Origin of the sequence: Klebsiella sp. TF21-TM, from assembly GCF_019753495.1 — a bacterium.
Classification (GTDB): Bacteria; Pseudomonadota; Gammaproteobacteria; order Enterobacterales; family Enterobacteriaceae; genus Klebsiella; species Klebsiella quasipneumoniae.
In genome coordinates, this window is the sequence record NZ_JAIJYL010000031.1 from 31,143 (window position 1) to 57,367 (window position 26,225).

The following is a 26,225-nucleotide window of genomic DNA, read 5'->3' on the forward strand; positions in this document are numbered from 1 at the left end:
TATTTGACCTCGTTTAGTTTTGGTTTATTAATATTCTGTAATAGTTGGTTCGTGGAATTAACTTACCACATATTTTTTATTTTGCGAAAAATTTAGGCTTGTAATAGTTCACATTTTTATCGGCTTTTTCGCCACCTTTTATTGCATTGGCCAGGAATGATTTCAGGCTTTCCGACTCACGGAATTTATAAGGAAAATGTAATTTGACCAAGATGAATAACCCAAAGTTTACGACGCCCTCGGGCGACACCGCGCCACGGCAGGTCTGGCAGCAGACCGTTGACGCAGTGCTGGCGCAGACCAAAAGCCAGGCCGCTGGGTTAAGTTCCGCAGACGCCGCCGAGCGCCTGAATACCTGCGGGCCGAACGCGCTGCCGGAAAAGAAGGGAAAACCGACCTGGCTGCGCTTTCTCGCCCACTTTAACGACGTACTGATTTATGTGCTGCTGGCCGCTGCGGCGCTCACCGCCATCATGGGTCACTGGGTCGATACCCTGGTGATCCTTGGCGTGACGGTGATTAACGCCCTGATCGGCCATATCCAGGAGAGCAACGCCGAAAAATCCCTGCAGGGGATCCGCAACATGCTCTCCAGCGATGCCCGCGTCCAGCGTAACGGCAAACATGAGACTATCCCGACGCGCGACCTGGTGCCGGGGGATATCGTTATCCTGCGCGCCGGCGACCGCGTGCCGGCGGACATGCGGCTGATTGAAACGCACAACCTGCGGGTGGAAGAGGCGATCCTCACCGGCGAGTCGACGGTGGTGGATAAAATCACCGACGCGCTGGAGGGCGACCTGCCGCTGGGCGACCGGGTGAACATGGTCTTCTCCGGGACCACCGTCAGCGCCGGCGGCGGCGTCGGCGTGGTGACCGCCACCGGCGCGCAGACCGAACTCGGCCATATCAACCAGATGATGGCGGGCATTGAGAAGCACCGCACCCCGCTGCTGGTGCAGATGGATAAGCTCGGCAAAGCGATTTTCGTCATTATCCTCGCCATGATGGTGGCGCTGTTTATTTTCAGCCTCGCGTTGCGGGACATCCCGATGGGCGAACTGCTGCTGTCGCTGATTAGCCTGGCGGTGGCTGCGGTACCGGAGGGACTGCCGGCGATCATCTCGATTATTCTGTCGCTCGGCGTGCAGACGATGGCGCGCAAGCGGGCGATTATCCGTAAGCTGCCGACCGTGGAAACCCTCGGCGCCATGACCGTGGTCTGCTCGGATAAAACCGGCACCCTGACGATGAACGAAATGACCGTCAAGGCGATCATCACCGCCGACTGCTGCTACCGGGTGGAAGGCGACAGCTATGAGCCGCAGGGGCGGATCTTCCTTGAGGGGAGCGATGAGCCCGTGCAGGTTCAGCCGGGTACCGTGCTGGAGACCTGGCTGCGCACCATCGACCTGTGCAACGACAGCCAGCTTACCCAGGATGAGCGCGGCCTGTGGGGGATCACCGGCGGGCCAACCGAAGGGGCGCTGAAGGTGCTGGCGGCGAAAGCGCAGCTCCCGGCGGTGGAGGCCCGTCTGGTGGCCAAGATCCCTTTTGACTCGCAGTACAAATATATGTCCACGCTGCAGCACATCGATGGCGACGCCCGGGTGCTGATCACCGGTGCGCCGGACGTTATCTTCGCCATGTGCCGCGAGCAGATGACCCGCCAGGGCGCGGTGCCCTTCGAGGCGCAGTACTGGGAAGAGGAGATGGCGCGCTTCGCCCGTCAGGGGCTGCGCATGGTGGCGGCGGCCTGTAAGCCGGCCAGCGTTGATGCCACTACGCTGAACCATGAGGACCTGCAGGAGGGACTGATTTTCCTCGGCATCGCCGGGATGATGGATCCCCCGCGTCCGGAAGCGATTGACGCTATCCACGCCTGCCAGACCGCCGGCATCCGTGTGAAGATGATCACCGGCGACCACCCGCAGACGGCGATGAGCATCGGCCAGATGCTGGGGATCACCAACAGCAGCCAGGCCATGACCGGCTACCAGCTGGAGCACATGGACGATGCGGCGCTGGCGAAGGCGGCGGTGGAGTACGACATCTTTGCCCGCACCAGCCCGGAGCATAAGCTGCGCCTGGTGAAAGCCCTGCAGGATAACGGCGAAGTGGTCGGCATGACCGGCGACGGCGTCAACGACGCGCCGGCGCTGCGCCAGGCCGACGTGGGTATCGCCATGGGCATCAAAGGCACCGAAGTCACCAAAGAGGCGGCTGACATGGTGTTGACCGATGATAACTTCGCCACCATCGCCAGCTCGGTGAAAGAGGGCCGTCGGGTCTATGACAACCTGAAGAAGACCATCCTCTTCATCATGCCGACCAACCTGGCGCAGGGGCTGCTAATCATCATCGCCCTGCTGGCGGGGAACATGATTCCGCTGACCCCGGTGCTGATCCTGTGGATGAACATGGCGACGTCGGCGACCCTCTCCTTCGGCCTGGCCTTTGAGGCCGCGGAGCGCAACGTGATGAACCGCCCGCCGCGTAAAACCGGCCAGCACGTGATGGATGGTTTCGCCGTGTGGCGGGTGGCTTTCGTCGGGTCGATGATCGCGATCGCCGCCTTTATCCTTGAGGCCTGGCTGGCGCCGCGCGGCCACAGTCCGGAGTTTATCCGCACCGTGCTGCTGCAGATGCTGGTGACGGCGCAGTGGGTCTACATGATCAACTGCCGCAGCAGCGACAGCTTCTCCCTGAGCATGGGCCTGCTGCGCAATAAAGGCATCTGGCTGGTGACCGGTGTCCTGCTGCTGATGCAGCTGGTGATTATCTATGTCCCGCTGATGCAGAGCATGTTTGGCACGGAAGCGCTGCCGCTGCGCTACTGGTTTGTCACCCTGGTCATCGGCATCGCCATGTTCCTGGTGGTGGAAGTCGAGAAGCGTCTGACGCGCCGGTTCCGCAAAACGGCCTGATCGATCTCGCGCGCCTGGCTGCAGGCGCGCGTTACTTTCGCAAGGATCCTCTATGATTAACACCTTTCGCTTTGCGCTGCTGGCCTGCGTCCTGGGCGGCAGCGTCCTGACGGCGACCGCCGCGCCGGCGGTGCCGGTCCGCATCGCCACGGTAGAACGGGCTCCTCACGCTGAAGAACGCGCCATCCCCGGGCGGGTCGAGGCGATCCGCGCCGTCGACATTCGCGCGCGCACCGAAGGGGTGATTGTTCAGCGCCACTTCCAGGACGGGCAGTATGTGACCGAGGGCGACCTGCTGTTTACCCTCGACGACGCGCAGCCCCGCGCGGCGCTGGCCCTGGCGCAGGCCGAGCTGAAAAGCGCCGAAGCCTCGCTACGCCAGTCGCAGCAGCTGCTCACTCGCTATGAGCGGCTCATCAACAACCACTCCATCAGCCGCAACGACCTCGACACGGCCCGGATGCAGCGCGACGTCGCCGCCGCCGCCGTGCAGCAGGCGAAAGCCCGCGTCGAGGCTCAGCAGATTGTGCTCGGTTATACCCGGATTGCGGCGCCGGTGACCGGGCGGGTGGGCCACAGCGCCTTTCACGTCGGGACGCTGGTCAACCCGTCCAGCGGGGTGCTGGCGGACATCGTGCAGCTCGATCCGGTACGGGTGTCGTTTGCCCTCGACGAAGCCGCGTTTTTCAGCAAAACCGGCCAGCATGCCGACATCCACGCCCTGAAGCAGGCATGGCTGGCGCAAATTGACGTGGATGGCAAACGGCGCGACGGCGTGTTGACCTCCATCGATAACCGGATCGACGCCCGCACCGGCAGCGTGGCGGTGCGGGCGGAGTTTGCCAATCCGCAGCACCGTCTGCTGCCGGGCGGCAGCGTGACGATCCTGTTCCGTCCGCAAGCGCTGTCGTCGCGGGTGATGATCCCGGCTGCCGCCGTGCAGCAGGATCCGCAGGGCTTTTTCAGCTGGGTGCTGAAGCCGGACCACACCGCCGGGCAGCGTCGTCTGACCCTTGCGGGGCAACAGGGGCAGCAGTTTGCGGTCGAGAAAGGGCTGCAGGCGGGCGAGCAGGTGATCACTGACGGCGCGCAGCGGCTGCGCGAAGGCGCCGCGGTGCAGGTGCTGAACTAGCTAAGGAGAGGGGATGCTGACCTTTTTTATCCGTCGTCCGCGATTTGCGATGGTGATCGCGCTGCTGCTGACCTTTGTCGGCGCGGTATCGCTGAAGCTGATCCCGGTGGAGCAATACCCGGCGATCACGCCCCCGGTGGTGAACGTCACCGCCAGCTGGCCGGGCGCCAGCGCGTCAGACGTGGCGGAGGCCATCGCCGCCCCGCTGGAGACCCAGCTCAACGGCGTCGATCATATGCTGTATATGGAGTCCACCAGCTCGGACGAGGGGACGTACCGCCTGAGTATCACCTTCGCGGCAGGCACCGATGCCGATCTGGCGGCGATCGACGTGCAAAACCGGGTGGCGCAGGCGCTGGCGCAGCTTCCGGCGGAAGTGCAGCAGAATGGCGTCCAGGTGCGCAAGCGCGCCAGCAACCTGCTGATGGGGGTAAGCCTTTACTCGCCGCTGGGTACGCTGTCGCCGCTGTTTGTCAGCAATTACGCCAGCACCCAGGTGCGCGAGGCGCTGGCCCGCCTGCCCGGCGTCGGCGAGGTGCAGATGTTTGGCGCCCGGGATTACAGCATGCGCATCTGGCTGCGCCCGGACCGCATGAACGCCCTTAACATCACTACGGATGACGTTGCCCAGGCGCTGCGCGAGCAGAATGTGCAGGGGGCGGCGGGGCAGGTGGGCACCCCACCGGTGTTCAACGGCCAGCAGCAGACGCTGACCATCAACGGACTGGGGCGTCTGAACGAGGCGGCCAGCTTTGGCGAGATTATCCTCCGCCGCGGCGCGCAGGGGCAGCTGGTGCGCCTCGCCGACGTGGCGACCATCGAGCTGGGCGCCCGCAGCTACAGCTCCGGCGCGCAGCTGAACGGTAAAGCGTCGGCCTATCTGGGGATCTATCCGACGCCTACCGCCAACGCCCTGCAGGTCGCCAGCGCGGTGCGCGCGGAGCTTAACCGCCTGCACACTCGCTTTCCGGCGGATCTCACCTGGGAGGTGAAGTTCGATACCACCCGCTTTGTGGCGGCGACGATCAAAGAGATCGGCGTCTCGCTGGCGCTGACCCTGCTGGCGGTGGTGGTGGTGGTGTCGCTGTTCCTGCAGAGCTGGCGGGCGACGCTGATCGTGGCCCTGGCGATCCCGGTGTCACTGATCGGCACCTTTGCGGTGCTCTATCTGCTGGGCTACAGCGCCAACACCCTCAGCCTGTTCGCGATTATTCTTGCCCTGACGATGGTGGTGGATGACGCCATTGTGGTGGTGGAGAATGTCGAAACCAAAATGGCGGAAGGACTGGATCGCCTGCAGGCCACCGCCCAGGCGCTGCGGCAGATCGCCGGGCCGGTGATCGCCACGACCCTGGTGCTGTTGGCGGTGTTTGTGCCGGTGGCGCTGCTCCCGGGGATCGTCGGCGAGCTGTATCGGCAGTTTGCCGTGACGCTCTCCACCGCGGTGGCCCTGTCGAGCCTGGTGGCGTTAACCCTGACCCCGGCCCTCTGCGCGCTGCTGCTGCGCCCGCGACCCGCCCGGCCGGCGGCAGTGTGGCGGGCGTTTAACCGTCTTCTCGACGGCACCCGCGACGGCTATGGCCGGCTGGTGGGGTGGATGAACCGCCGCCCGTGGCTGGCGCTGGCGGCGACGGTGGCGGCGGGCGCGCTGGTGGCGTTCAGCTTCACCTCGATGCCGAAAGGCTTCCTGCCGCAGGAAGATCAGGGCTACCTGTTTGCCAGTGTGCAGCTGCCGGAGGCGGCGTCGCTGGAGCGTACCGAAGCGGTGATGGCCCAGGCGCGCAAGCTGCTGACGGCTAACCCGGCGGTGGAGGATGTGATTCAGGTGTCCGGCTTCAACATTCTCAACGGCACCAGCGCCGCTAACGGCGGGTTTATCTCGGTGATGCTCAAGGACTGGCATCAGCGGCCGCCGCTGGATACGGTGATGGCGGATATTCAGCGCCAGCTGCTGTCGCTGCCGGAGGCGACGATCATGACCTTCGCGCCGCCGACCCTGCCGGGCCTGGGCAATGCCTCGGGGTTTGATCTGCGCATTCTGGCGCAGGCCGGTCAGTCGTCGGCGGAGCTGGAGCAGGTGACGCGGGAGATCCTTCAGCTGGCGAACCAGCATCCGCAGCTGAGCCGGGTATTTACCACCTGGAGCAGCAACGTGCCGCAGCTGACCCTGACGGTCGACCGCGATCGGGCGGCGCTGCTGGATGTGCCGGTGGCGCAGATCTTCAGCAGCCTGCAGACGGCGTTCGGCGGCACGCGCGCCGGCGATTTCAGTCTTAACAACCGTGTCTATCATGTGGTGATGCAAAATGAGATGCAGTGGCGCGAGCGGGCTGAGCAGATTAGCGAGCTGTACGTCCGCAGCCGCGACGGCGAGCGGGTGCGGTTGAGCAATCTGGTCACCATTACGCCGACGGTGGGGGCGCCGTTTATTCAGCAGTACAACCAGTTCCCGTCCGTGTCGGTGAGCGGTTCAGCGGCCGAGGGGGTCAGCAGCCGCACGGCGATGGCGGCCATGGAGCAGATTTTGCAGGCCCATCTGCCGCCGGGGTATGACTACGCCTGGAGCGGGATCTCCTGGCAGGAGCAGCAGACCGGCAATCAGGCGGTGTGGATCGTGCTGGCTGCGGTGGCGATGGCGTGGCTGTTCCTGGTGGCGCAGTATGAAAGCTGGACGCTGCCGGCGAGCGTCATGCTCTCGGTGCTGTTCGCCATCGGCGGAGCGCTGGTCTGGCTGTGGACGGCGGGCTATGCCAACGATGTGTATGTCCAGATAGGGCTGGTGCTGCTGATCGCCCTGGCGGCGAAGAACGCGATTCTGATCGTTGAGTTCGCCCGCAGCCGGCGCGAGGAGGGGCTGTCGATAGTCGACGCCGCGCGCGAGGGCGCCACCCGCCGCTTCCGCGCGGTGATGATGACCGCGGTGTCGTTTATTATCGGCATCATGCCGATGATGCTCGCCACCGGCGCCGGGGCGCAGAGCCGGCGGATCATCGGCACCACGGTGTTCAGCGGGATGCTGGTGGCGACGATGGTTGGCATCCTGTTTATTCCTTCGCTGTATGTGCTGTTTCAGCGTATGCGCGAGTGGGCGCATCGGCGTGGGTAAGCGCGGCGCCACAACGACTACCGGGCGATCCCCTCTCCTCTGGGGGAGAGCCGGGGTCAGGGGGAATCGGCCCCGCTGCACGCCCGTAGTTTTCAGGGCCATACCATAGCGAGCAGACTTTGTAGGCCCGGTAAGCGCAGCGCCACCGGGCAAGGACATCGGGCACGGCGGCAATCCCTTGCCCGGCCTGTCGTTAATTTATTCAGTCTCCTGGCTGGAATGGCCGCCCCCAAACGCGCCCGCTATTTCCTCTCCACCGTTATCATGGTCACGAACGGATGATACTGCCACGGCACGCTGCCGCCTTTGCGGTACATCTTCGACAGGGTGCCGTCGAGATAAAGCATCTGCCGCACCCCAAGTTTTGACTGCGCATAGCAGGCAAAATCATAGAAGTTGGTTTCGCGATCGCTGAGCATAAACACCACCCGGCCCTGCTTATCGATGCCAACGCCGTTGCGCAGTTTGCGGGAGCTGGCGGAGGGCTTCAGCCGCCAGTTGATAGCGCCATTTTCAATCAGCATCGGGCCGGACTGCACCGCATAGCGGATGGCGGGAGAGCGTTTAAACGCCGGCAGCGGCACGATTTTCGCCCGGCCGTTCTCCACCAGGAATACGCCGCCGGGGCGGATAAAGAAGTTCCCGCCGCCGGCGGAGCGGTTTACCGGCGTCAGGCGCTTGCCGTCTTCGATATACAGCCCCAGCGGCGCGTAGGCCTTATCGTAAATGCCGCCGTTCATCGCCATCTGCACCCGGCCATCGCCATCGATACCCGCCAGCAGCGAACGCAGGGAACCCCAGGCTTTGCCGTGCCGATCCTGCCAGTACATCGCAATGCGCTCTTTCTGCGCATCCACCCGATAGCTCTGCAGGGTCAGCGTCGGGTCGGTGAGGGTACAGGCGGCGCTGGCGAGGGTGGCCAGGGGCAGCAGCGCCAGGGGGAGCAGGCAGCGTAATAACATGGGCGGTCCTTTCTATGGTCTGCGCCGAGTATAACCGCCTCGCTGTCTTATGCCGCCCAAATCTCACAGTGTTTTTGCACCAGCCCGGAAAGCGAACCGCCGTTGGCGATAAACTCGCGCATCTGCTGCGCCTCGCTGTGCGGCGATTTCGCCTGACGAACCACCGCCTCCAGCGCCGCCGTCGCCTTCAGCTGATGGGCGAAAGGAGCCAGCCGGTCGGCGAGCTGCAGGATCTCCTGGCGGATGCTGCGCTGCTCCCCGCCGCGCACATCGGTGAGAGTCCCGTCCAGCCCGTAGCGACAGGCCTGATAGCGGTTAAAAGGGTACAGCAGATAATCGTCAGGCTGGTGCTTAAAAGGACGCTCCGTCAACAGCCAGCAGGCCAGGGTCTGAATAAAGCCGGCGATGTGGATCGCCTGGGCAAGGGTCAGGGGGGTATCCATCACCCGCACCTCGACGGTACCAAACTGCGGGCTGGGGCGAATATCCCAGTGCAGATCCTTCATGCTGTCGATCATGCTGGTGTAGCTCAGCTGGCGGAACAGGCGACGAAACCCCTGCCAGTCGGCCACCCACGGCATCGGGCCGTTGTCGGGATAAGAGGAGAAGCGGTTGAGGCGCGAACAGGCGAAGCGGCTGTCGGTGCTGTCGAACCACGGCGAGGCGGCGTTAAGGGCGATGAAATGCGGCACAAAGCGCGACAGGCCGTGCAGCAGATAGATGGCGTCGTCGCCGCTCTGGCAGCCGACGTGCACATGCTGGCCAAAGACCGTCGCCTGCTGCGCCAGATAGCCAAAATGCTCGACGGTTTTGACATAGCGCGGATTGTCGCTGATCTGCTGGCGCTGCCAGGCATGAAAGGGGTGCGAACCGCCGCCGCAGATCTGCAGATGATGATGCAGCGCCGCGCGCTGGACCGCCTGTTGGATGGCGCTGAGCTGGGCTTGCGCATGGCTGATGTCGCGACACACCCCGGTGGCGATCTCCAGCATGCTCTCGGTGATATCGTGCTTGGCTTCTCCCACGGTCAGTTCATGCTGGACGTCGGCAATCAGAGTCGAGGCATCCTGGCTGAGGTCGTAACCCGGCGGGTTCACCACCTGCAGCTCCAGTTCGATACCGAGGGTAAACGGATCGGAGCGGTGAAAATCGGCTAAAGGCATAGTCTCTCCCGGTCGATGTGTTCTCTGAAGTATAGAAGGGATTGTTCCCGGCGGAGAATACGCCGCGGCGGGGGAGGGGGAAGCATAAAAAAGTGACGCGACGTGATTATTTAAATTTTGCGATATAGCGACTGGTGCAATTCTGCAACATATTTCCCGCTGGCGGTGCGGCAGAATAAGGTTGAATTATTTTCCCATAATTATCATGGTGATAATATAAGTCCTTCTTATTTTATCGGTCGGTTTCGGCCTATTTCCGCCCGCACCAGAGCTGGTACGCATTTTGCCTGTTAATCAGTGACACTTTATTTAACAGGGATCATGTGATGCACAAAACGACGTTATTTTCGCGTGCCGGTCGTCTCGCCGTGGCGGTGAGCGGCGCACTGGCCCTGGCGGGCGCCGCCTTACCTGCCAACGCCTCCACGCTGCGGATCGCCATGACCGCCGCGGATATTCCGTTGACCCTCGGCCAGCCGGATCAGGGCTATGAGGGCAACCGCTTTACCGGCATCCCGCTGTACGACGCGCTGGTGGAGTGGGATCTGTCGCAAGGGGAAAAGCCCAGCGGTCTGGTGCCGGGACTGGCGACCGAGTGGCACATCGATCCGCAGAACACCCGCCGCTGGATTTTCACCCTGCGTCCGGGGGTGAAATTTCATGATGGGAGCGAGGTGAACGCCGACGCCATCGTCTGGAACGTGGATAAGGTGCTCAATAAAGCAGCGCCACAGTACGCCCCGGGTCAGATCGGCAACACCCTGTCGCGGATGCCGACCCTCGCCGGCGCGGAGAAAATTGACGATCACACCGTGGCGCTGACCACCTCGGAACCGGACGCGCTGCTGCCGTACAACATTACCAACCTGTTTATTGTCTCGCCCACGGCGTGGCAGAAGCAGTATGACGCGGTGCCGGCCAGCGCGGGCGATAGCGCCGCGCGCAGCAAACAGGCGTGGACCGCCTTCGCCGCCCATGCGGTGGGCAGCGGCCCGTTCAAACTGGAGAAGCTGGTGCCGCGTCAGCAGCTGATCCTCGCGAAAAACCCCGACTACTGGAATAAAGATCGCATTCCCCGGGTGGATAAGGTGGTGCTGATCCCCTTGCCGGAGGCTAACGCCCGCACCGCGGCGCTGCTGTCGAAGCAGGTGGACTGGATTGAAGCCCCGGCGCCGGACGCCATCGATCAGATCAAGTCTCAGGGTTTTCACCTCTACGCCAACACCCAGCCGCACCTGTGGCCCTGGCAGTTCTCCTTTGAAAAAGGATCCCCGTGGCAGGACATTCGGGTGCGTAAAGCGGCCAACCTGTGTCTGAACCGCGCCGAGCTGAAGAGCTACCTCGGCGGCTATATGACCGAGGCCACCGGGGTCTACGAGGCCGACAGCCCGTGGCATGGCAAACCCACCTTCCAGATCAAATATGACCCGGACGCCGCCCGTCAGCTGATGACCGAGGCCGGATACAGCGCCGGCAAGCCGCTGCACGTCACGGTGGCGACCTCGGCTTCCGGCTCGGGGCAGATGCAGCCCTTGCCGATGAACGAGTATATCCAGCAGAGCCTGAAGAGCTGCTTCTTCAATGTGGATATCAAAGTGGTGGAATGGAACACCCTGTTCACCAACTGGCGTCTGGGCGCCCGGGATCCCTCGGCAAAAGGGATCGACGCGATCAACGTCAGCGCCGCGGTCAACGATCCCTATTTTGGCCTGATCCGCTTCTCCACCGCCAAAGCGTTTCCGCCGGTGGCGACCAACTGGGGCTACTTCTCCACCCCGGAGACGGAAAAACTGGCCGCCGCCGTCAAGCACGCCTTTACCCCGGAAGCGATGAATAAAGCCGCCGGCGAGCTGCACGCCGCGCTGGTGGATCAGGTGCCGTTCCTGTTTGTCGCCCACGACGTCGGGCCGCGCGCGATTTCGCCCGCGGTGACCGGGGTGGTGCAACCGCAGAGCTGGTTTATCGACCTCAGTCTGGTGAGCAAAAAAGAGTAATCGCGAAAGGGGCGACCGATGATCAATACGCTGCTATACCGCATTCTGCTGGCTATCCCCACCATGCTTGGGGTGGCGGTGATCTGTTTCATGCTGGTGCAGATAGCGCCTGGCGACCCGCTGGTGTCGGTAATGCCGCCGGACGCCTCGGAGGCGCTGCGCCAGACGTTGATGCAGGCCTACGGCTTTGATAAGCCGCTGCCCCTGCAGTTTATCCACTGGCTGTGGCGGGCGCTGCACGGCGACCTCGGTATGTCGGTCGCCACCGGCCGCCCGGTGATAGACGAGGTGATGACCGCGGTAAGCTACTCCCTGCGCCTGGCGCTGCTGGCGACGGCGATCGGCTTCGTCCTCGGCAGTCTGTTCGGCTTTGTCGCCGGCTATTTTCGCAACAGCGTCATCGACCGTCTGGCCTCGGTGTTGTCGGTGTTTGGCGTCAGCGTGCCGCACTACTGGCTGGGGATGCTGCTGGTGATCCTCTGCAGCGTCAAGTTCGCGCTGCTGCCGGCCACCGGCGGCGGGCCGATAGGCGAGGTGGGCTGGCAATGGGACTGGGCGCACCTGCAGTTCATGCTGCTGCCGGCCATCACGCTGTCGGTGATCCCGACCGGGATTATCGCCCGCACCGTGCGCTCGCAGGTCGCCGATATCCTCAGCCAGGAGTTCATCGTTGGCCTGCGCGCTCGCGGGCTCAACGAGTCGCGCATCTTTGTCCACGTCATGAAAAATGCCGCGCCAACCGCGCTGGCGGTGATGGGGCTGCAGGTGGGCTATCTGATGGGCGGCTCGATCCTTGTGGAGACCGTCTTCTCCTGGCCGGGAACCGGACTGCTGCTCAACACCGCCATTTTTCAGCGCGACCTGCCCCTGCTGCAGGGCACCATCTGGGTGCTGGCGCTGTTTTTCGTATTGCTCAACCTGTTGGTGGATATTCTGCAGACCACCCTCGACCCGCGCATTAAGAGGAGCTGACCATGGTGGATACGGCAACGACGAAAGCGGTCCCGGCCGCGCCGGCCAACGCTTCCCGGCAAGGTTACTGGCGCGGCGTGCTGCGCCGCCTGCTGCGCGATCCGGGCGGGGTATTCGTCGGCGCGATCATTCTCGTTCTGCTGGCCCTGGCGCTGTTCGGGCCGTGGCTTATCGTCAAAGACCCCTATCAAACGTCGATGTTCCTGCGCCTGAAGCCCATCGGCAGCGACGGCTTCCCGCTGGGCTCTGATGAGCTGGGGCGCGACATGCTGTCGCGACTGATCCTCGGCACCCGGCTGTCGCTGTTTATGGGGATTGTCCCGGTGGTGTTCGCCTTTTTTATCGGCGGCGCCATCGGGATCATCGCTGGCTACATGGGCGGCAAAATCAATACCCTGATCATGCGCACCGTGGATGTGTTCTATGCCTTTCCCTCGGTCCTGCTGGCGATTGCGCTGTCGGGGGCGCTGGGGGCGGGCATCGGCAATGCGCTGCTGTCGCTGACCCTGGTGTTTGTCCCGCAGGTGGCGCGGATTGCCGAGAGCGTGACCGCCCAGGTACGGCATATGGACTATATCGATGCCGCCCGGGCCACCGGCGCCAGCGCGTTGACCATTATCCGCGTCCAGGTGCTGGGTAACGTGCTCGGGCCGATCTTCGTCTTCTCCACCGGACTGATTTCGGTGTGCATGATCCTCGCCTCCGGCCTGTCGTTTCTCGGCCTCGGCGTGCGGCCGCCGGAGCCCGAGTGGGGGCTGATGCTCAATACGCTGCGCACGGCAATCTATACCCAGCCGTGGGTGGCCGCCCTGCCGGGCCTGATGATTTTTATCACCTCCATTTCGTTCAATATCCTCGCGGACCGCCTGCGTGCGGCAATGGCGATTAAGGAGTAAGCGATGCAACCCTTTACCAATATCGACCTCGGCGGGCCGGCGCAGCCGCTGCTGAAGGTCAATCACCTGCTGAAGTACTTCCGCGGCGGCAAAGGCCGGGAGGTGGTCCAGGCGGTGGACGATATCAGCTTCACGGTGATGAAAGGCGAAACCCTGGGGGTGGTCGGCGAGTCGGGCTGCGGCAAATCGACCACCGCCCGGCTGCTGATGCAGCTGCTCACCCAGGACAGCGGCGAACTGATCTTCGACGGGCTGGGGGTCGGCTCGTCGCGCCTGCCGCTGAAAGCCTACCGTCGCCAGGTGCAGATGGTTTTCCAGGACAGCTATGCCTCGCTCAATCCGCGCCTGACCATGGAGGAGAGCATCGCCTTCGGCCAGCGCGTCCACGGCGTCAGCGCCAGAGAGGCCAGCGAATACGCCCGCTATCTGCTGGCGCACGTTGGCCTTGAGCCGGCGCGCTTTGCCGACCGCTATCCCCATGCGCTCTCCGGCGGCCAGCGGCAGCGGGTGAATATCGCCCGCGCGCTGGCGATGAAGCCGCGGCTGGTGATTCTTGATGAAGCGGTGTCGGCGCTGGATAAATCGGTGGAAGCTCAGGTGCTGCAGCTGCTGCAGGAGCTGAAGCGGACCCTCGAGCTGACCTACGTATTCATCAGCCACGATCTGCACGTGGTGCGCTGGCTGTCGGATCGGATCCTCGTCATGTACCTTGGCGAAGTGGTGGAGATCGGCCCGGCGGAGCAGCTGTTTACCGCCTCCGCCCATCCCTATACCCGGGCGCTGTTAAGCTCCATGCCCTCCATGGATCCGCAAAACCGCACCCTGACCTCGCCGCTGAGCGGCGATCCCCCCAGCCCCATCGCGCCGCCGAGCGGCTGCCGCTTTCACACCCGCTGCCCGCACGCGAAGGCGGTCTGCGCCGAGGTGAAACCGCGGCTGGAGGCGGTCGGGGAGGGGCACCAGAGCGCCTGCCTGATGGCGCAGCCAGCCTCGCCCTGGCATCAGCGCATCCCCCTTAAGGAGGTCAGCCATGTCGCATAACGCCTTTGTCCATGTGCGCGACCTGCGGGTCGTCTTTCGCCGCGACGGACAGACCATCAACGCGGTCAACGGGGTCTCCTTTGACGTACAAAAGGGGGAGGTGATGGCGTTGATTGGCGAGTCGGGTTCCGGCAAGAGTGTGACCCTGCGGGCGCTGATGCGCCTGCACCCGCCGGGGAGCAGTGAGCTCTCCGGCACCCTGCGGGTGGGGGACGACGCGGTGCTGACGATGAACGCCAGCCAGCTGCGGCGCTATCGCGGCGGGCGCTGCGCGATGATTTTTCAGGAGCCGCTGCTGGCCTTCGATCCGGTCTACACCGTCGGGCAGCAGATTATAGAAGGGCTGCGCCGCCACGAAGGGCTGTCGCGCCAGGCGGCCCGGGACAGGGCGCTGGAGGCCCTGCGTCAGGTGCGCATTCCCAGCCCCGAACGGCGGCTGGAGGCTTACCCGCACGAGATGTCCGGCGGGATGCGCCAGCGGGCGATGATCGCCCTTGCCCTCTCCTGTAACCCGCAGCTGCTGCTGGCGGATGAGCCGACCACCGCCCTCGACGCCACGGTGCAAATCCAGATCCTGATCCTGCTGCGCGAGCAGCAAAAGCAGCGCGGGCTGTCGATCGTGTTTGTGACCCACGATATCGGCGCCGCGGTGGAGATTGCCGACCGGGTGGCGGTGATGTACGCCGGGCGGATCGTCGAGGAGGCCGCCATGAGCGAGATCCTGCGCCACCCGCGCCATCCTTATACCCGGGTGCTGCTGGGCAGCCGGCCGAAAGAGGGGCTCAAGAAAGGCGATGCCCTGCACTGCATTCCCGGCGCGCCGCCGGATCTGGCGCGCTTGCCCCCCGGCTGCGCCTTTGCCGAGCGCTGCCCGCACCGTCGCCCGGTCTGCGAGCAGAGCCTGCCGCCGACGGAGGCCGCAGCGGAGCGCCACACGGTGAGTTGCCACCGCTGGCGCGAGCTGGCGATTGACGCCCACGCGCAGGCCCTGGCCGTCTGACCGACGGCAACATACTCTACAGATGAAGGCCAGGCGCTGATGCCTTATTTCCCACCGCCGGTTGCGCTGGCGGCGACCTTGATGTCAGGAGACCACCATGAGCAGTGATGTACTTTTTACCCCCGCCACCGACACCACCCGCTGGCGCATCAATGGCGACCGCCTGTGGGCGTCGTTAATGGACCTTGCTCAGATCGGCGCCACGCCGAAGGGCGGCTGCCGCCGTCTGACCCTCACCGACCTCGACCGCCAGGGGCGGGACCGGGTGATTGGCTGGGCGCGGGAGGCCGGGATGAGCGTCACCATCGACAAAATCGGCAATGTGTTTATGCGCCGGGAGGGGCGCAACCCCAGCCTGCCGCCCATCGTCTCCGGCAGCCATATCGACACCCAGCCCTCCGGCGGCAAATTTGACGGCAACTACGGCGTGCTGGCGGCGCTGGAGGTGGTGCGCACGCTCAACGATCGGCAGATTGCCACCGAGGCGCCGATTGAGGTGGTGTTCTGGACCAACGAAGAGGGGTCGCGCTTCGTGCCGGTGATGATGGGCTCCGGGGTCTTTGCCGGGGTCTTCCCGCTGGAGGAGACCTGGGCCGTCACGGATAAAGAGGGCGTCAGCGTCGGCGAGGCGCTGGCGCAGATCGGCTATATCGGCGAGCAGACCCCGGGAGAGCATCCCATCGGCGCCTATTTTGAGGCGCACATTGAGCAGGGACCGATTCTCGAAGATGAAGCGAAAACCATCGGTATCGTGCAGGGCGTGCTGGGGATCCGCTGGTACGACTGCGTGGTGACCGGCCAGGCGTCGCACGCCGGACCCACGCCGATGCGCCTGCGTCAGGATGCCCTGCAGGTGGCGACCCGCATTATGCAGGAGGTGGTCGCCATTGCCGGGCGCAGCGAAGAGGGACGCGGCACCGTCGGCAGCGTGCAGGTGTGGCCCAACAGCCGCAACGTGGTGCCCGGGGAGGTCACCTTCTCCATTGATATGCGCAATCTCAGCGATGCGCTGGTGGATGAAATGGATCGCCAGCTGCGGGCGTTTATCACGGAGGTTGAGCGGGAGAGCGGTCTGCAGGTGGCCCTGAAGCAGGTGAGCCACTATCCGGCGGCGCCGTTCGATGGCGAATGCCAGCAGGCCATTGCCGATGCCGCGCAGCGGCTGGGCTATCCGGCGCGGCCGATTGTCTCCGGCGCCGGGCATGACGCCGTGTATATGAGCTACCTGGCGCCGACCGGGATGATTTTTATTCCCTGCAAGGACGGGATCAGCCATAACGAAATGGAGTATGCCTCGCCGGAGCACGTCGCCGCCGGGGCCAACGTGCTGCTGCAGGTGATGCTCCAGTACGCCCGGCCGGTGTAGGCGCTCCTCCTCCCCGGCGGGGCGACGCGTCAGGTCAGGCGCGGCTCCCGCTCCCTGCGCCAACCCGCTGGCGGCCAAATTTGCGCGAGCCCACCACGCACAGCACCACCCCGAGGGTGACCGCCAGCATCAAGGGGCTAACGGTTTCGTGCAACAGCGCCGCCGACAGGCCAAGCCCAAAGAACGGCTGCAATAGCTGGAGTTGGCCGACGGCGGCGATCCCGCCCGCGGCCAGCCCTTTGTACCAGAAGATAAAACCAATCAGCATGCTGAAGAGCGACACATAGCCCAGCGCGGCCCAGGAGGAGGCCGATATGGCGCGCCAGGAGGCGGGCTGAACCATCAGCGAGGCGGGGAGCATCAACGGCAGGGCAATGAGCAGCGCCCAGCAGATCACCTGCCAGCCGCCGAGCTCCCGCGTCAGCTTTGCCCCTTCCGCATAGCCGAGGCCGCAGGCGATCACTGCCGCCAGCATCAGCAGATCGCCGCTGAGCGACGCCGCCGCACTTTGCGTCAGGGCGAATCCCATCACCAGCAGGCTGCCCAGCAGCGAAAAGATCCAGAAAGCCCGCCGCGGACGTTCGCCGCCGCGCAGTACGCCGAAGAGGGCGGTCATCAGCGGCAGCAGGCCAATAAACACAATCGAATGCGCCGAAGTGATGCGCTGCAGGGCCAGCGCCGTGAGCAGGGGAAAGCCGATCACCACCCCGGATGAGACGATGATCAGGGGCACAAGCTGCGCCAGGCGCGGGCGTTTCTGACGAAAGCCGACCAGCAGCGCGACGGCAAGCAGCCCGGCGATGGAGGCGCGCAGAAAGGTCAATAACAACGGATCCATATCCTGCACCGCCAGCCGCGTCGCGGGCAGCGAACCGCTGAAAATGATCACCCCCAGTAAACCATGAAGCCATCCGGACCAGGGGCCGGGCGCCGATTTATCCAGTGTTGAATCTACCACGTTAACCTCGCGTTATCTGATTGGGCTGCGCCCGCTTGAGCATCGTCAGCGGCGATGGTAATGTGGCCAATCTGATACAATCAAATTATTGTCATAGATACATTTCACGATGAAAGCCCGATACAAAGCCGTTGTCGACCGATACGCGCAGGCGATCCGCAGCGGGCAGCTGCCCGCCGGCAGCCGTCTGCCGACGCACCGTACCCTGGCCGCCGAGGAACGCCTCTCGCTGGCCACCGCCACGCGCGTCTACCGTGAACTGGAGGAGATGGGGCTGGTCAGTGGCGAAACCGGGCGCGGCACCTTCGTGCGGGACCTCTCGCTGCCGCCGGGGCATGGGGTCGACCAGCAGGTGGTGGCCGCCGACGTCGTGGATCTTAACTTCAACTACCCTTCGCTGCCGGCGCAGGGCGATGCGCTGCGCGAGGCGCTCAGGCAGCTGGCGATGGCGGGCGATATTGACTCGCATCTGCGCTATCAGCCTCACGCCGGGCGGCTCGCCGAGCGGGAAATTATCGCCCGCCATTTGACCTGCCGGCACTTTGCGCCGGACGCGGAAAATGTCCTGATCGTCAACGGCGCGCAGCACGGGCTGGCGGTGACCGTTATGGGGCTGTTACGTCCGGGGGATGTGGTGGCGGTTGATGCGCTGACCTATTCGGGCTTCAAGGTGCTGGCGGCGCTCTATCATCTGGAGCTGGCGGCGATCCCCTGTCGGGCCGAAGGGCCGGACCTGCAGGCGCTTCACACGCTGTGCCAGCAGCGGCGGGTGCGGGCGGTGTATACCATGCCGACGCTGCACAATCCGCTGGGCTGGGTGCTCAACGCCGGGCAGCGGCAGGCGCTGGCCGACCTCGCGCGCCAGCACGATCTGCTGATTATCGAAGATGCCGCCTACGCCCGGCTGGTGAGCCGTCCGCCGCCGCCGGTGGTCAGCTATGCGCCGGAAAGAACGGTGTATGTCACCGGATTTTCGAAAAATATCGCCACCGGACTGCGCGTGGGGGTGGTGATTTCTCCGCCGCGCTATCGGCCGGAGATTGAGCGCGCCATCCGGGCCACGACGTGGAATACGCCGACGCTGATAAGCTCGCTGATCTGCGCCTGGATTGAAGATGGCACGGTGGCCCGCTTTGAAACGCAGAAACGCCAGGATGCGCGACAGCGGCAGCAGGTGGCCCGCGAGGTGCTCTGCGGCCTTCCCGTTGTGAGTCATCCCGATTCGTACTTTGTCTGGCTGCCGCTGGGCGAAGAGAGCCGGGCCGACCGGCTGGCGAATGCGCTGATGGAACGCCGTATTTCGGTGTCGACCGCCGAGCCGTTCTGCGTCTCCGCCACGATCCCACAGGCGCTGCGCATCGCGCTCGGTTCGGTGCCTTTCGACAGCCTGCGCCCGGCGCTGCTCAACGTGCGTGACGCCGTCGAGTATGAGCAATCCCGCTAACCCATCTGCTCCAGCTGGCCGCGCAGGACTTCCACCCCCCGGGCGATGGCGTCGGGGTTAATGGCGTGGAATCCCATGCGAAAGTAGTTATCCGGCGGCGCGGCGTTGAGAAAATGGCGCGCCCCAGGCTCAATCAGCACGCCGGCGTGGGCGGCGCGCCAGGTAAGCTGTTGGGTGTTGATCTGCGCCGGGGTCTGCAGCCAGAAGGCGTTAGCGTGTTCGCTCCCCGCCAGCGCGCGGCACGACGGCAGGTAGCGCTGCAGGGCGGCGTGCAGGCGCTCCCAGCGCTGGGCGGAGTCGTAGTGGTAGCGCCGCAGATGGGTTTCATAATGGCCCTGGGCGAGGAAGTGGGCCATCTGGTACTGAATGTTGGTCGGCGGATGGCGATAGACCAGCCGGCGCAGGGCGCGCGCCTCGTCGATCAGGTCCGGGTCGGCGACCATAAACCCCAGCCGCAGCCCCGGCGACAGCGCCTTTGACAGGCTGCTGACATACACCACCCGGCCGCTGCGATCGCTGGCCTTCAGCGCCGGCAGCGGGTTTTGGGTAAAGTTACTCTCCGAGTCATAATCATCTTCAATGATCACCGCGTCATGGCGGGCGGCATGCTCCAGCAGCTGGCGGCGGCGCGCGCTGCTCATCGCCACTCCGGTGGGCACCTGGTGGCCGGGGGTGACATAGTAGTAATCGCAGGGACGCTCATTAAGCACGATCCCCTCTTCATCCACCGGGTGCGGCGCTACCTCGGCGTCGGCGAGCAGAAAGGTGTTGATGGCTTCGCGAAAGCAGGGGTTTTCGACGCCAATGCGGGTGGTGGAAGAGAGCAGCAGCCGTGTCAGCAGGTAGAGGGCGTTTTGCGAGCCCAGGGTGATGAGAATTTCGTCCGGGGCGGCGACAATGCCGCGCTTGGGCAGCACCCGGGTGCGGATCTGCTCGATGAGCATCGGCACATCCTGGTCAATATGGTCGACCACCCACGCCGGATCGCGCACCCCGCCGTGCAGCCAGTTGGCCGCCGAGCGCCAGGTGGCCAGCGGGAACTGTCGGGTATCGGGCTGGCCGTAGATAAACGGGTAGCGGTAGTGCATCCAGCCCGCCGGTTTGAGGATCGACTCCTGCTGGCTGGGGGTCATTTGCAGCCGGTCGCCCCAGCGTGGTGCAGCCGCTTCGCGCTGCGGTGCACTCTCGACCGCGGGAGGCGAAGCGTCGTGATAGTCGGGATGCAGGTAGTAACCGCTTCGCGGACGGCTTATCAGATAGCCCTCGTTGACCAGGCTTTCGAACACCAGGGCGGTGGTATTGCGCGAGACGTGCAGCTGGCTGGCCAGCTGGCGGCAGGAGGGCAGCGGGGTGTCGGCGGCGAAGATCCCGCTGAGAATGGCATTCACCAGCGTCTCTCGCACCTGCTCCTGCAAACCGCGGCCAGGCTCAAAATCAACGTGTAACAGGTGACGGATCATACGGGGCTCCTCTGGCAATAACGCATCGCGACCACCCCATAAGCTCAGCAAATTCCATACCACCCTTCCGCCATCTGACACAGCGATGCGGCCCATCTGGCTCTATACGGAATTGCAAAACGCTCCCACATTAAAAACGCATTCAGCCGCCGCGGACCGGAACCTCCCGGCCTCTATTTTGCATAAACCTTTTCGCGTTCTGGAATGAACCCGTCTGGCTAATCCATCAGGGGTGAAATAATGAAAAAATCATTGGCATCAATGTGTCTGAGCGCTGTATTAACGGTTGCTTTTTCTTATCACGCCGTCGCGGCCGATCTGCCGGAAATAGAAAAATCCGGCACCCTGAAAGTGGCGACGGAAGATGATTATGCGCCATTTAACTTTATGAATAATGGTCAGGCCGATGGCTTTAACAAAGATATGCTTGAGGAGTTACGTAAATACGCCAAATTTCATGTCGACCAGAGCATATTACCGTGGACCGGATTATTAGCGGCGGTTTCCACCGGACAATACGATATGGCCTTGACCGGGGCGGTTATTACCGATGAGCGGCTGAAGGTCTTTGATTTCACCCCGCCGTGGGCCTCCGCGCAGCACTATTTCGTCAAACGCGCTGGCGATACCTCGCTAAACACCATTGCCGATCTCAGCGGCAAAAAAGTGGGCGTGCAGGCGGGCAGCGCGCTGCTGGCGCGTTTGCCGGAGCTGAAGGCGATGCTGGAGAAGACCGGCGGCAAGCTGGGGCCGGTGGTGGAGTACCCCTCCTATCCGGAAGCCTACGCCGACCTGGCGAATAAGCGGCTGGATTACGTGATTAACGTGGTGATCTCGGTGAACGACCTGGCGAAAGCCAAACCGAAGGTCTTCGCCAAAGGGCTGGCCGTCTCCGGACCGGGCTATATGGCGTGGCCGATCCCGAAAAACTCGCCGCAGCTGCTGGCCTATATGACCAAGTTTATGAACCACATGAAGGAGACCGGCAAGCTCGCCGAGCTGCAGAAAAAGTGGTTTGGCGAAACCTATGACAACCTGCCCACCGAGGCGATCACCAGCCCGGAACAGTTTCATAAGCTTGCCGGTCTGTAATGTTCCGCGGCGGGCGACCGCCGCCTGTTGCTGAGAAGGAGGGCCTCATGGATGCAATTTCCTGGCAGTTATTAATCGAAGGCGCATGGACGACCCTCTGGATTTCGGCCATCGCTATCGCCTTCGGGGTGGTGGCGGGGCTGCTGATCGCCCTGGTGCGGATGCTGCGCCTGCCGGTTATCGACCAGCTGCTGGTGGTCTATATCAGCCTGGCCCGCGCGACGCCGCTGGTGACGCTGGTGCTGTTTCTGTTCCTTTCCCTGCCCACGATGGGCATTAACCTCGACAAGAACGTGGCCGCCATCGTGGCGCTGACGCTTAACACCTCGGCGTTTAACGCTGAGATCTGGCGCAACGCCTTCCGCACCTTTCCGCGCGAACAGCGGGAGGCGGCGGAATCGGTGGGAATGCGCCGCTGGACCTACTTCCGCTACATCATGCTGCCGCAGATGTGGATCGAGAGCCTGCCGGCGCTGGTCAATGAGATGTCGTTTTTGATCAAAGGTAGCCCGGCCATCGCCGTGATCGGCGTGGTGGATCTCACCCGGGTGACCAACCGTATCTCCTCGGTCACCTACGAGCCGCTGTCGCCGATCCTCGCCGCCGGCCTGCTGTATGTGGCGATCATCGGCTGTTTATTGAAGCTGCAGGGGATCGCGGAACGGAAAGCCAGGCGCCTGGCGCGCTAGCAACGGGAGGTATTATGAATCAGTGGGGCGTTATCTGGTCGGTACGCGATAGCTTTATTGCCGGGTTATTCGCGACCCTCGAACTGTTTATTACCGCCGCCCTCGCGGCCATTATTATCGGTATTGCGCTGTGTTATTTTAGCGAATATCAAAAGAAAGTCCTTAACCGGGTTATCATTGGTTTCGTCAGCCTGATGCGCGCGATCCCTTTTTTGATCCTCGCCTATCTGCTGTATTACGGACTGCCGCAGCTCGGTATTAGCATGGAGCCGTGGACCGCCGGTTTACTGGCCCTGATTATTTATCATGGCGCCTATTTTTTTGAAATATTGCGCAGTCAGCGGCGGGTATTTTCCGGCGGGTATATTGAAGCCGCCATTGCTCAGGGCTTTTCTCGCTATGCCATTTTTCGGCGGATTATTTTACCCAATATCGTCTCTTCCGCCTTACCGCTGATCGGCAATCAGCTGATTATCTGCCTGAAGGACACCGCTTTCCTGAGCATTATTACCGTTCAGGAGATCACCGCCGCCGCCAACAGCGTCCAGGCGACCTATTTTATTCCGTTTAACGCCTTTATCGTCGCCATTGGGCTTTACTGGGCGATCAGCATTCTGCTGGAGCTGCTGATTAAGCGCCTGACCGCCTGGGGAGCCAAAAGAGGAATGAGCCATGCCTGAGTCTATTGCCGTAAGCGTCAAAAACGTCTCCAAGCAGTTCGATAATGTGGAAGTCCTGCGGGATATTAACCTGACGGTGGAGAAGGGGACCGTGGTGAGTATTCTCGGCTCGTCCGGGTCGGGAAAATCCACCCTGCTGCGCTGTATGAACTGGCTGGAACAGCCGGACCGCGGCGAAATTCATATCGGCGGTCAGCGGCTGGGGATTGATGAGCAGCGCGGCCGGGCGATGTCGCACCGCCAGCTGGCGAAAATCCGCGAACGGGTGGGGATGGTGTTTCAGAGTTTTAACCTGTGGCCGCACCTGACCGTGCAGCAGAACGTCAGCGAGGCGCTGCTGCGCGTTAAGGGCATGAAACGAGACGAGGCGCAGGCCATGGCCATGCAGCAGCTGGAGAAAGTCGGCATGGCGCACAAAGCCGATGTCTACCCGATCACCCTCTCCGGCGGGCAGAAGCAGCGGGTGGCGATCGCCCGTTCGCTGGCGATGTCGCCGGAAGTTATCCTCTTTGACGAACCGACCTCGGCGCTGGATCCGGAGCTGGTGAACGAGGTGTTAGGGGTGATGAAAGCCCTTGCCGCCGAGGGCTACACCATGGTGGTGGTGACCCACGAGATGGATTTTGCCCGCCAGGTGTCCAATGAGGTGGTGTTTCTGGAGAAGGGGCTGCTGATTGAGAAGGCGCCGCCAGAGAAGTTTTTCACGCAACCTGACTCCGAACGCGTCAGGCAGTTTCTGCAAAGCAGCCGCTAGACCGGCCTGTGCCCCCTGCCGGCAGCGCCGGCAGGGGGAGCGTCGGGTTTCGCTTAATCCCGGTCGATGGCGAACGGCTGCCACGCCTGGCGCACCGGCATCACCTCCACCCGGTTAATGTTCATATGCGCCGGCAGCGTGGCGATATAAAACATCTGCTCGGCGATATCGCGCGCGCTCAGCGGCGTGGTGCCGCGATAGAGCTTATCCGATGCCGCCTGGTCGCCCTTAGTGCGCACCAGGGTAAATTCGGTCTCGGCAATCCCCGGCGCCAGATCGGTGACCCGCACGCCGGTGCCAAGCAGATCGCAGCGCAGGTTATAGCTGAACTGTTTTACAAAGGCCTTGCTGGCGCCATAGACATGGCTGCCGGGATAGGGCCACTGCCCGGCGATCGAGCCGATATTGATAATGCTCGCCCCGGCGCCATGGCGGATCAGCGTCGGCAGCAGGGCGTGGGTCATCGTCACCAGACCGGTGACGTTGGTGTCGATCATCGTTTTCCAGTCCTCCAGGGCCACCTCCTGCGCCGGCAGCGGCGACAGCGCCAGCCCGGCGTTGTTGATCAGGGTGGTGATATCGGCGAAATCGGCGGGCAGCGACGCCACCGCCGCAGCCACCGCCTCGCTGTCGCGAACGTCAAGCTCAATAATATGCACCGGCACCTGGGCGGCGAGTCTGTCCTGCAAGGCCTTCAGTCGCGGATAGCGGCGCCCGCTCAACACCAGCGACCAGCCCGCATCGGCAAACACCTGCGCTGCCGCTTCGCCAAAACCCGAGGTCGCCCCGGTGATAAACACTACGTTGCTCGTTGCCATCTCATTCTCCTGTGCGGTTGTCCCTTCACTATAAAAACGCCGGATGGCAAGGCACAGGGCCAGACGACGGGCGGGGATGTGACACCGTGTCACATCGTTTTGCGCACACTGGCTCTATCCGATTTGCGCGGCCGCGGCCAATGATGAAGTCAACCACTACGACATGAGAGAGGGCAGGGTATGAAGCTGGCAATTCACAACGAGGTCGCGGTAAGCAATGACGAAGTTCGGCAATTGGATCGCGCCTATGTGTTTCATTCATGGTCGATGCAGGGCAATCTCAACCCGCTGGTCATCGCCGGGGCGCAAGGCTGCGAGCTATGGGATTATGAGGGGAACACCTGGCTCGACTTCAGCAGCCAGCTGGTGAACGTCAACATTGGCTATCAACATCCCCGGGTGCTGGCGGCCATGAAGGCGCAGCTGGAGACCCTGGTCACCATCGCGCCCGCTACCGCCAACCTTGCCCGCGGCGAAGCGGCGAAGCGCATCGTCGACCTGGCGCCGGCGGGCTTCAGCAAGGTGTTTTTCACCAACGCCGGGGCGGATGCCAATGAGAACGCGATTCGCATGGCGCGGCTGTATACCGGACGTGACAAGGTGCTGTCGGCCTATCGCTCCTACCATGGCAACACCGGCAGCGCGATCGCCGCCACCGGCGACTGGCGCCGGGTGCCGAATGAGTTTTCCCGCGGCCATGTGCATTTCTTCAATCCTTACCTTTACCGCAGCGAGTTCAACGCCGCGACCGAGGAGGAGGAGTGCCAGCGCGCGCTGGCCCATCTGCGGCGGATCATTGAATGCGAGGGGCCGACGGCTATCGCGGCGATCCTGCTGGAGTCCATCCCCGGCACCGCCGGGATCCTCGTGCCGCCGGCAGGCTATATGCAGGGCGTGCGCGCGCTGGCCGACGAGTTTGGCATCGTGCTGATCCTCGATGAGGTGATGGCCGGCTTTGGTCGTACCGGCAGCTGGTTCGCCTTCGAACAGGATGGCGTGGTGCCGGATCTGGTGACCTTTGCCAAGGGGGTTAACGCCGGCTACGTGCCGGCGGGCGGGGTGCTGATTAGCGAGCCGATTGCCCGCTATTTTGACGATCACTTCTTTGCCGGGGGGCTGACCTACTCCGGCCATCCGCTGGCGATGGCGGCGATTGTCGCCACCATCGACGCGATGAAAGAGGAGAAGGTGGTTGAGAACGCGGCCTATATCGGCAGCGAGGTGCTGCGCCCCGGTCTCGAGGCGCTGGCGGAGAAGCACGCCATTATCGGCGAGGTGCGCGGTCGCGGCCTGTTCCAGGCACTGGAGCTGGTGAGCAGCCGCGAACAAAAAACGCCGTTGACCGCCGCCGACATGGCCGCGATCAAAGGGGCCTTGACCGAAGCCGGGCTGCTGGCCTTTGTGGTGGAGAACCGCATTCATGTGGTACCGCCGTGTACCATTACTGCTGAGCAGGTGGCGCAGGGCTTGGGGATTTTTGATGCGGTCTTCGCCCGCTTTGCCAGCCTGGCGAAGTAGGGGAGGGTAGTGGAAGCGACCGCCGGACGGTTCCCTTTCCCTCCGGGAGAGGGCCAGGGGGAGGGGAAGCGCTGCCGTGTGGTTTTTTATGTTATCTGTGGCTTCAGCGTAGTTTGCGCTCCCGGCTAATCGTCTGCGTTATGTCAATTCCGGGCAGATTGCGCTCCCGGTTAATTTTCTGCGTTATGTCAATCATGGCGCAGGGAGCGCACAGGGGGCGGCCAGTCGCCGCCGCCCCCTGTACCCCCGGGCT

The 26,225-nt window shown here is 63.3% G+C and carries 20 protein-coding genes; 15 read left to right on the forward strand and 5 right to left on the reverse strand.

The annotated features are described in order from the left end of the window. Positions 1 to 203 precede the first annotated feature (203 nt). From K5R89_RS22650 to K5R89_RS22660, 3 genes are read left to right on the forward strand one after another with little or no spacing between them, the layout of a single operon-like run. Positions 204 to 2,927: a cation-transporting P-type ATPase gene (locus K5R89_RS22650; RefSeq protein WP_217259574.1), complete on the forward strand. Its 2,724-nt coding sequence runs from the start codon at positions 204 to 206 to the stop codon at positions 2,925 to 2,927. A gap of 52 nt (positions 2,928 to 2,979) precedes the next feature. Beyond that, positions 2,980 to 4,059, forward strand: coding sequence for an efflux RND transporter periplasmic adaptor subunit (locus K5R89_RS22655; RefSeq protein ID WP_087827243.1), 1,080 nt, complete (start codon positions 2,980 to 2,982; stop codon positions 4,057 to 4,059). A gap of 13 nt (positions 4,060 to 4,072) precedes the next feature. Next, positions 4,073 to 7,165, forward strand: a complete 3,093-nt coding sequence (locus tag K5R89_RS22660) for an efflux RND transporter permease subunit (RefSeq protein WP_048296972.1) — start codon at positions 4,073 to 4,075, stop codon at positions 7,163 to 7,165. A 242-nt stretch (positions 7,166 to 7,407) separates the two neighbouring features. Here K5R89_RS22660 and K5R89_RS22665 read toward each other — a convergent pair whose 3' ends face one another. Beyond that, positions 7,408 to 8,127 carry a phosphodiester glycosidase family protein gene (locus tag K5R89_RS22665; protein ID WP_065882582.1) on the reverse strand — a complete coding sequence of 240 codons (720 nt, stop codon included), beginning with the start codon at positions 8,125 to 8,127 and terminating at the stop codon, positions 7,408 to 7,410. A 47-nt stretch (positions 8,128 to 8,174) separates the two neighbouring features. Next, positions 8,175 to 9,290 carry a YbdK family carboxylate-amine ligase gene (locus tag K5R89_RS22670; protein ID WP_048296974.1) on the reverse strand — a complete coding sequence of 372 codons (1,116 nt, stop codon included), beginning with the start codon at positions 9,288 to 9,290 and terminating at the stop codon, positions 8,175 to 8,177. Positions 9,291 to 9,616: 326 nt separating this feature from the next. Between K5R89_RS22670 and K5R89_RS22675 the strand changes: the two genes are divergently transcribed. The 6 genes from K5R89_RS22675 to K5R89_RS22700 all read left to right on the forward strand — a co-directional run bounded on the left by K5R89_RS22675 (position 9,617) and on the right by K5R89_RS22700 (position 16,559). Beyond that, a complete protein-coding gene (locus K5R89_RS22675; RefSeq protein WP_023288739.1) occupies positions 9,617 to 11,284 on the forward strand; it encodes an ABC transporter substrate-binding protein in 1,668 nt (555 codons plus the stop codon). An 18-nt stretch (positions 11,285 to 11,302) separates the two neighbouring features. Next, a complete protein-coding gene (locus K5R89_RS22680; protein ID WP_023288740.1) occupies positions 11,303 to 12,256 on the forward strand; it encodes an ABC transporter permease in 954 nt (317 codons plus the stop codon). Between the two features lie 2 nt (positions 12,257 to 12,258). After that, positions 12,259 to 13,152, forward strand: a complete 894-nt coding sequence (locus tag K5R89_RS22685; protein WP_023288741.1) for an ABC transporter permease — start codon at positions 12,259 to 12,261, stop codon at positions 13,150 to 13,152. 3 nt (positions 13,153 to 13,155) lie between these two features. Continuing rightward, positions 13,156 to 14,193, forward strand: coding sequence for an ABC transporter ATP-binding protein (locus K5R89_RS22690; protein ID WP_023288742.1), 1,038 nt, complete (start codon positions 13,156 to 13,158; stop codon positions 14,191 to 14,193). Beyond that, on the forward strand, positions 14,183 to 15,193 hold the full coding sequence (locus K5R89_RS22695) for an ABC transporter ATP-binding protein (RefSeq protein WP_044521499.1): 1,011 nt from the start codon (positions 14,183 to 14,185) through the stop codon (positions 15,191 to 15,193). The genes K5R89_RS22690 and K5R89_RS22695 overlap by 11 nt, the downstream gene beginning before the upstream one ends. A gap of 97 nt (positions 15,194 to 15,290) precedes the next feature. Then, positions 15,291 to 16,559, forward strand: coding sequence for a Zn-dependent hydrolase (locus K5R89_RS22700; RefSeq protein WP_044521501.1), 1,269 nt, complete (start codon positions 15,291 to 15,293; stop codon positions 16,557 to 16,559). Between the two features lie 34 nt (positions 16,560 to 16,593). Here the strand turns inward: K5R89_RS22700 and K5R89_RS22705 are convergent, their stop codons facing one another. Then, positions 16,594 to 17,502 (reverse strand): DMT family transporter, encoded by a 909-nt coding sequence (locus K5R89_RS22705; protein WP_117135898.1) that lies wholly within the window; start codon positions 17,500 to 17,502, stop codon positions 16,594 to 16,596. Positions 17,503 to 17,626: 124 nt separating this feature from the next. Here K5R89_RS22705 and K5R89_RS22710 point away from each other — a divergent pair, with 124 nt between their 5' ends. After that, positions 17,627 to 18,961 carry a PLP-dependent aminotransferase family protein gene (locus K5R89_RS22710; protein ID WP_048296978.1) on the forward strand — a complete coding sequence of 445 codons (1,335 nt, stop codon included), beginning with the start codon at positions 17,627 to 17,629 and terminating at the stop codon, positions 18,959 to 18,961. Here the strand turns inward: K5R89_RS22710 and K5R89_RS22715 are convergent. Next, entirely contained in the window at positions 18,958 to 20,421 is a 1,464-nt protein-coding gene (locus tag K5R89_RS22715) for a PLP-dependent aminotransferase family protein (RefSeq protein ID WP_087824416.1), read from the reverse strand. The genes K5R89_RS22710 and K5R89_RS22715 overlap by 4 nt on opposite strands. Before the next feature lie 240 nt (positions 20,422 to 20,661). Between K5R89_RS22715 and K5R89_RS22720 the strand changes: the two genes are divergently transcribed. The 4 genes from K5R89_RS22720 to K5R89_RS22735 are packed head-to-tail and all read left to right on the forward strand — an operon-like array spanning position 20,662 to position 23,636. Beyond that, positions 20,662 to 21,513, forward strand: coding sequence for a transporter substrate-binding domain-containing protein (locus K5R89_RS22720; protein ID WP_022631237.1), 852 nt, complete (start codon positions 20,662 to 20,664; stop codon positions 21,511 to 21,513). 47 nt (positions 21,514 to 21,560) lie between these two features. Continuing rightward, the gene (locus K5R89_RS22725; protein WP_002893187.1) at positions 21,561 to 22,202 is read left to right on the forward strand and encodes an amino acid ABC transporter permease; all 642 of its coding nucleotides are present in this window, start codon (positions 21,561 to 21,563) and stop codon (positions 22,200 to 22,202) included. 14 nt (positions 22,203 to 22,216) lie between these two features. Further along, positions 22,217 to 22,882 carry an amino acid ABC transporter permease gene (locus K5R89_RS22730; protein ID WP_044521507.1) on the forward strand — a complete coding sequence of 222 codons (666 nt, stop codon included), beginning with the start codon at positions 22,217 to 22,219 and terminating at the stop codon, positions 22,880 to 22,882. Then, complete coding sequence (locus K5R89_RS22735) at positions 22,875 to 23,636, forward strand: amino acid ABC transporter ATP-binding protein (RefSeq protein ID WP_032455037.1); 762 nt, start codon at positions 22,875 to 22,877, stop codon at positions 23,634 to 23,636. The genes K5R89_RS22730 and K5R89_RS22735 overlap by 8 nt, the downstream gene beginning before the upstream one ends. A 53-nt stretch (positions 23,637 to 23,689) precedes the next feature. On the opposite strand, the gene K5R89_RS22740 is transcribed toward K5R89_RS22735, so the two are convergent. Further along, on the reverse strand, positions 23,690 to 24,454 hold the full coding sequence (locus tag K5R89_RS22740) for an SDR family NAD(P)-dependent oxidoreductase (RefSeq protein WP_023288749.1): 765 nt from the start codon (positions 24,452 to 24,454) through the stop codon (positions 23,690 to 23,692). Between the two features lie 180 nt (positions 24,455 to 24,634). On the opposite strand from K5R89_RS22740, the gene K5R89_RS22745 reads away from it, so the two are divergent. Beyond that, positions 24,635 to 25,972 carry an aspartate aminotransferase family protein gene (locus K5R89_RS22745; RefSeq protein ID WP_217259575.1) on the forward strand — a complete coding sequence of 446 codons (1,338 nt, stop codon included), beginning with the start codon at positions 24,635 to 24,637 and terminating at the stop codon, positions 25,970 to 25,972. Positions 25,973 to 26,225: the final 253 nt, after the last annotated feature.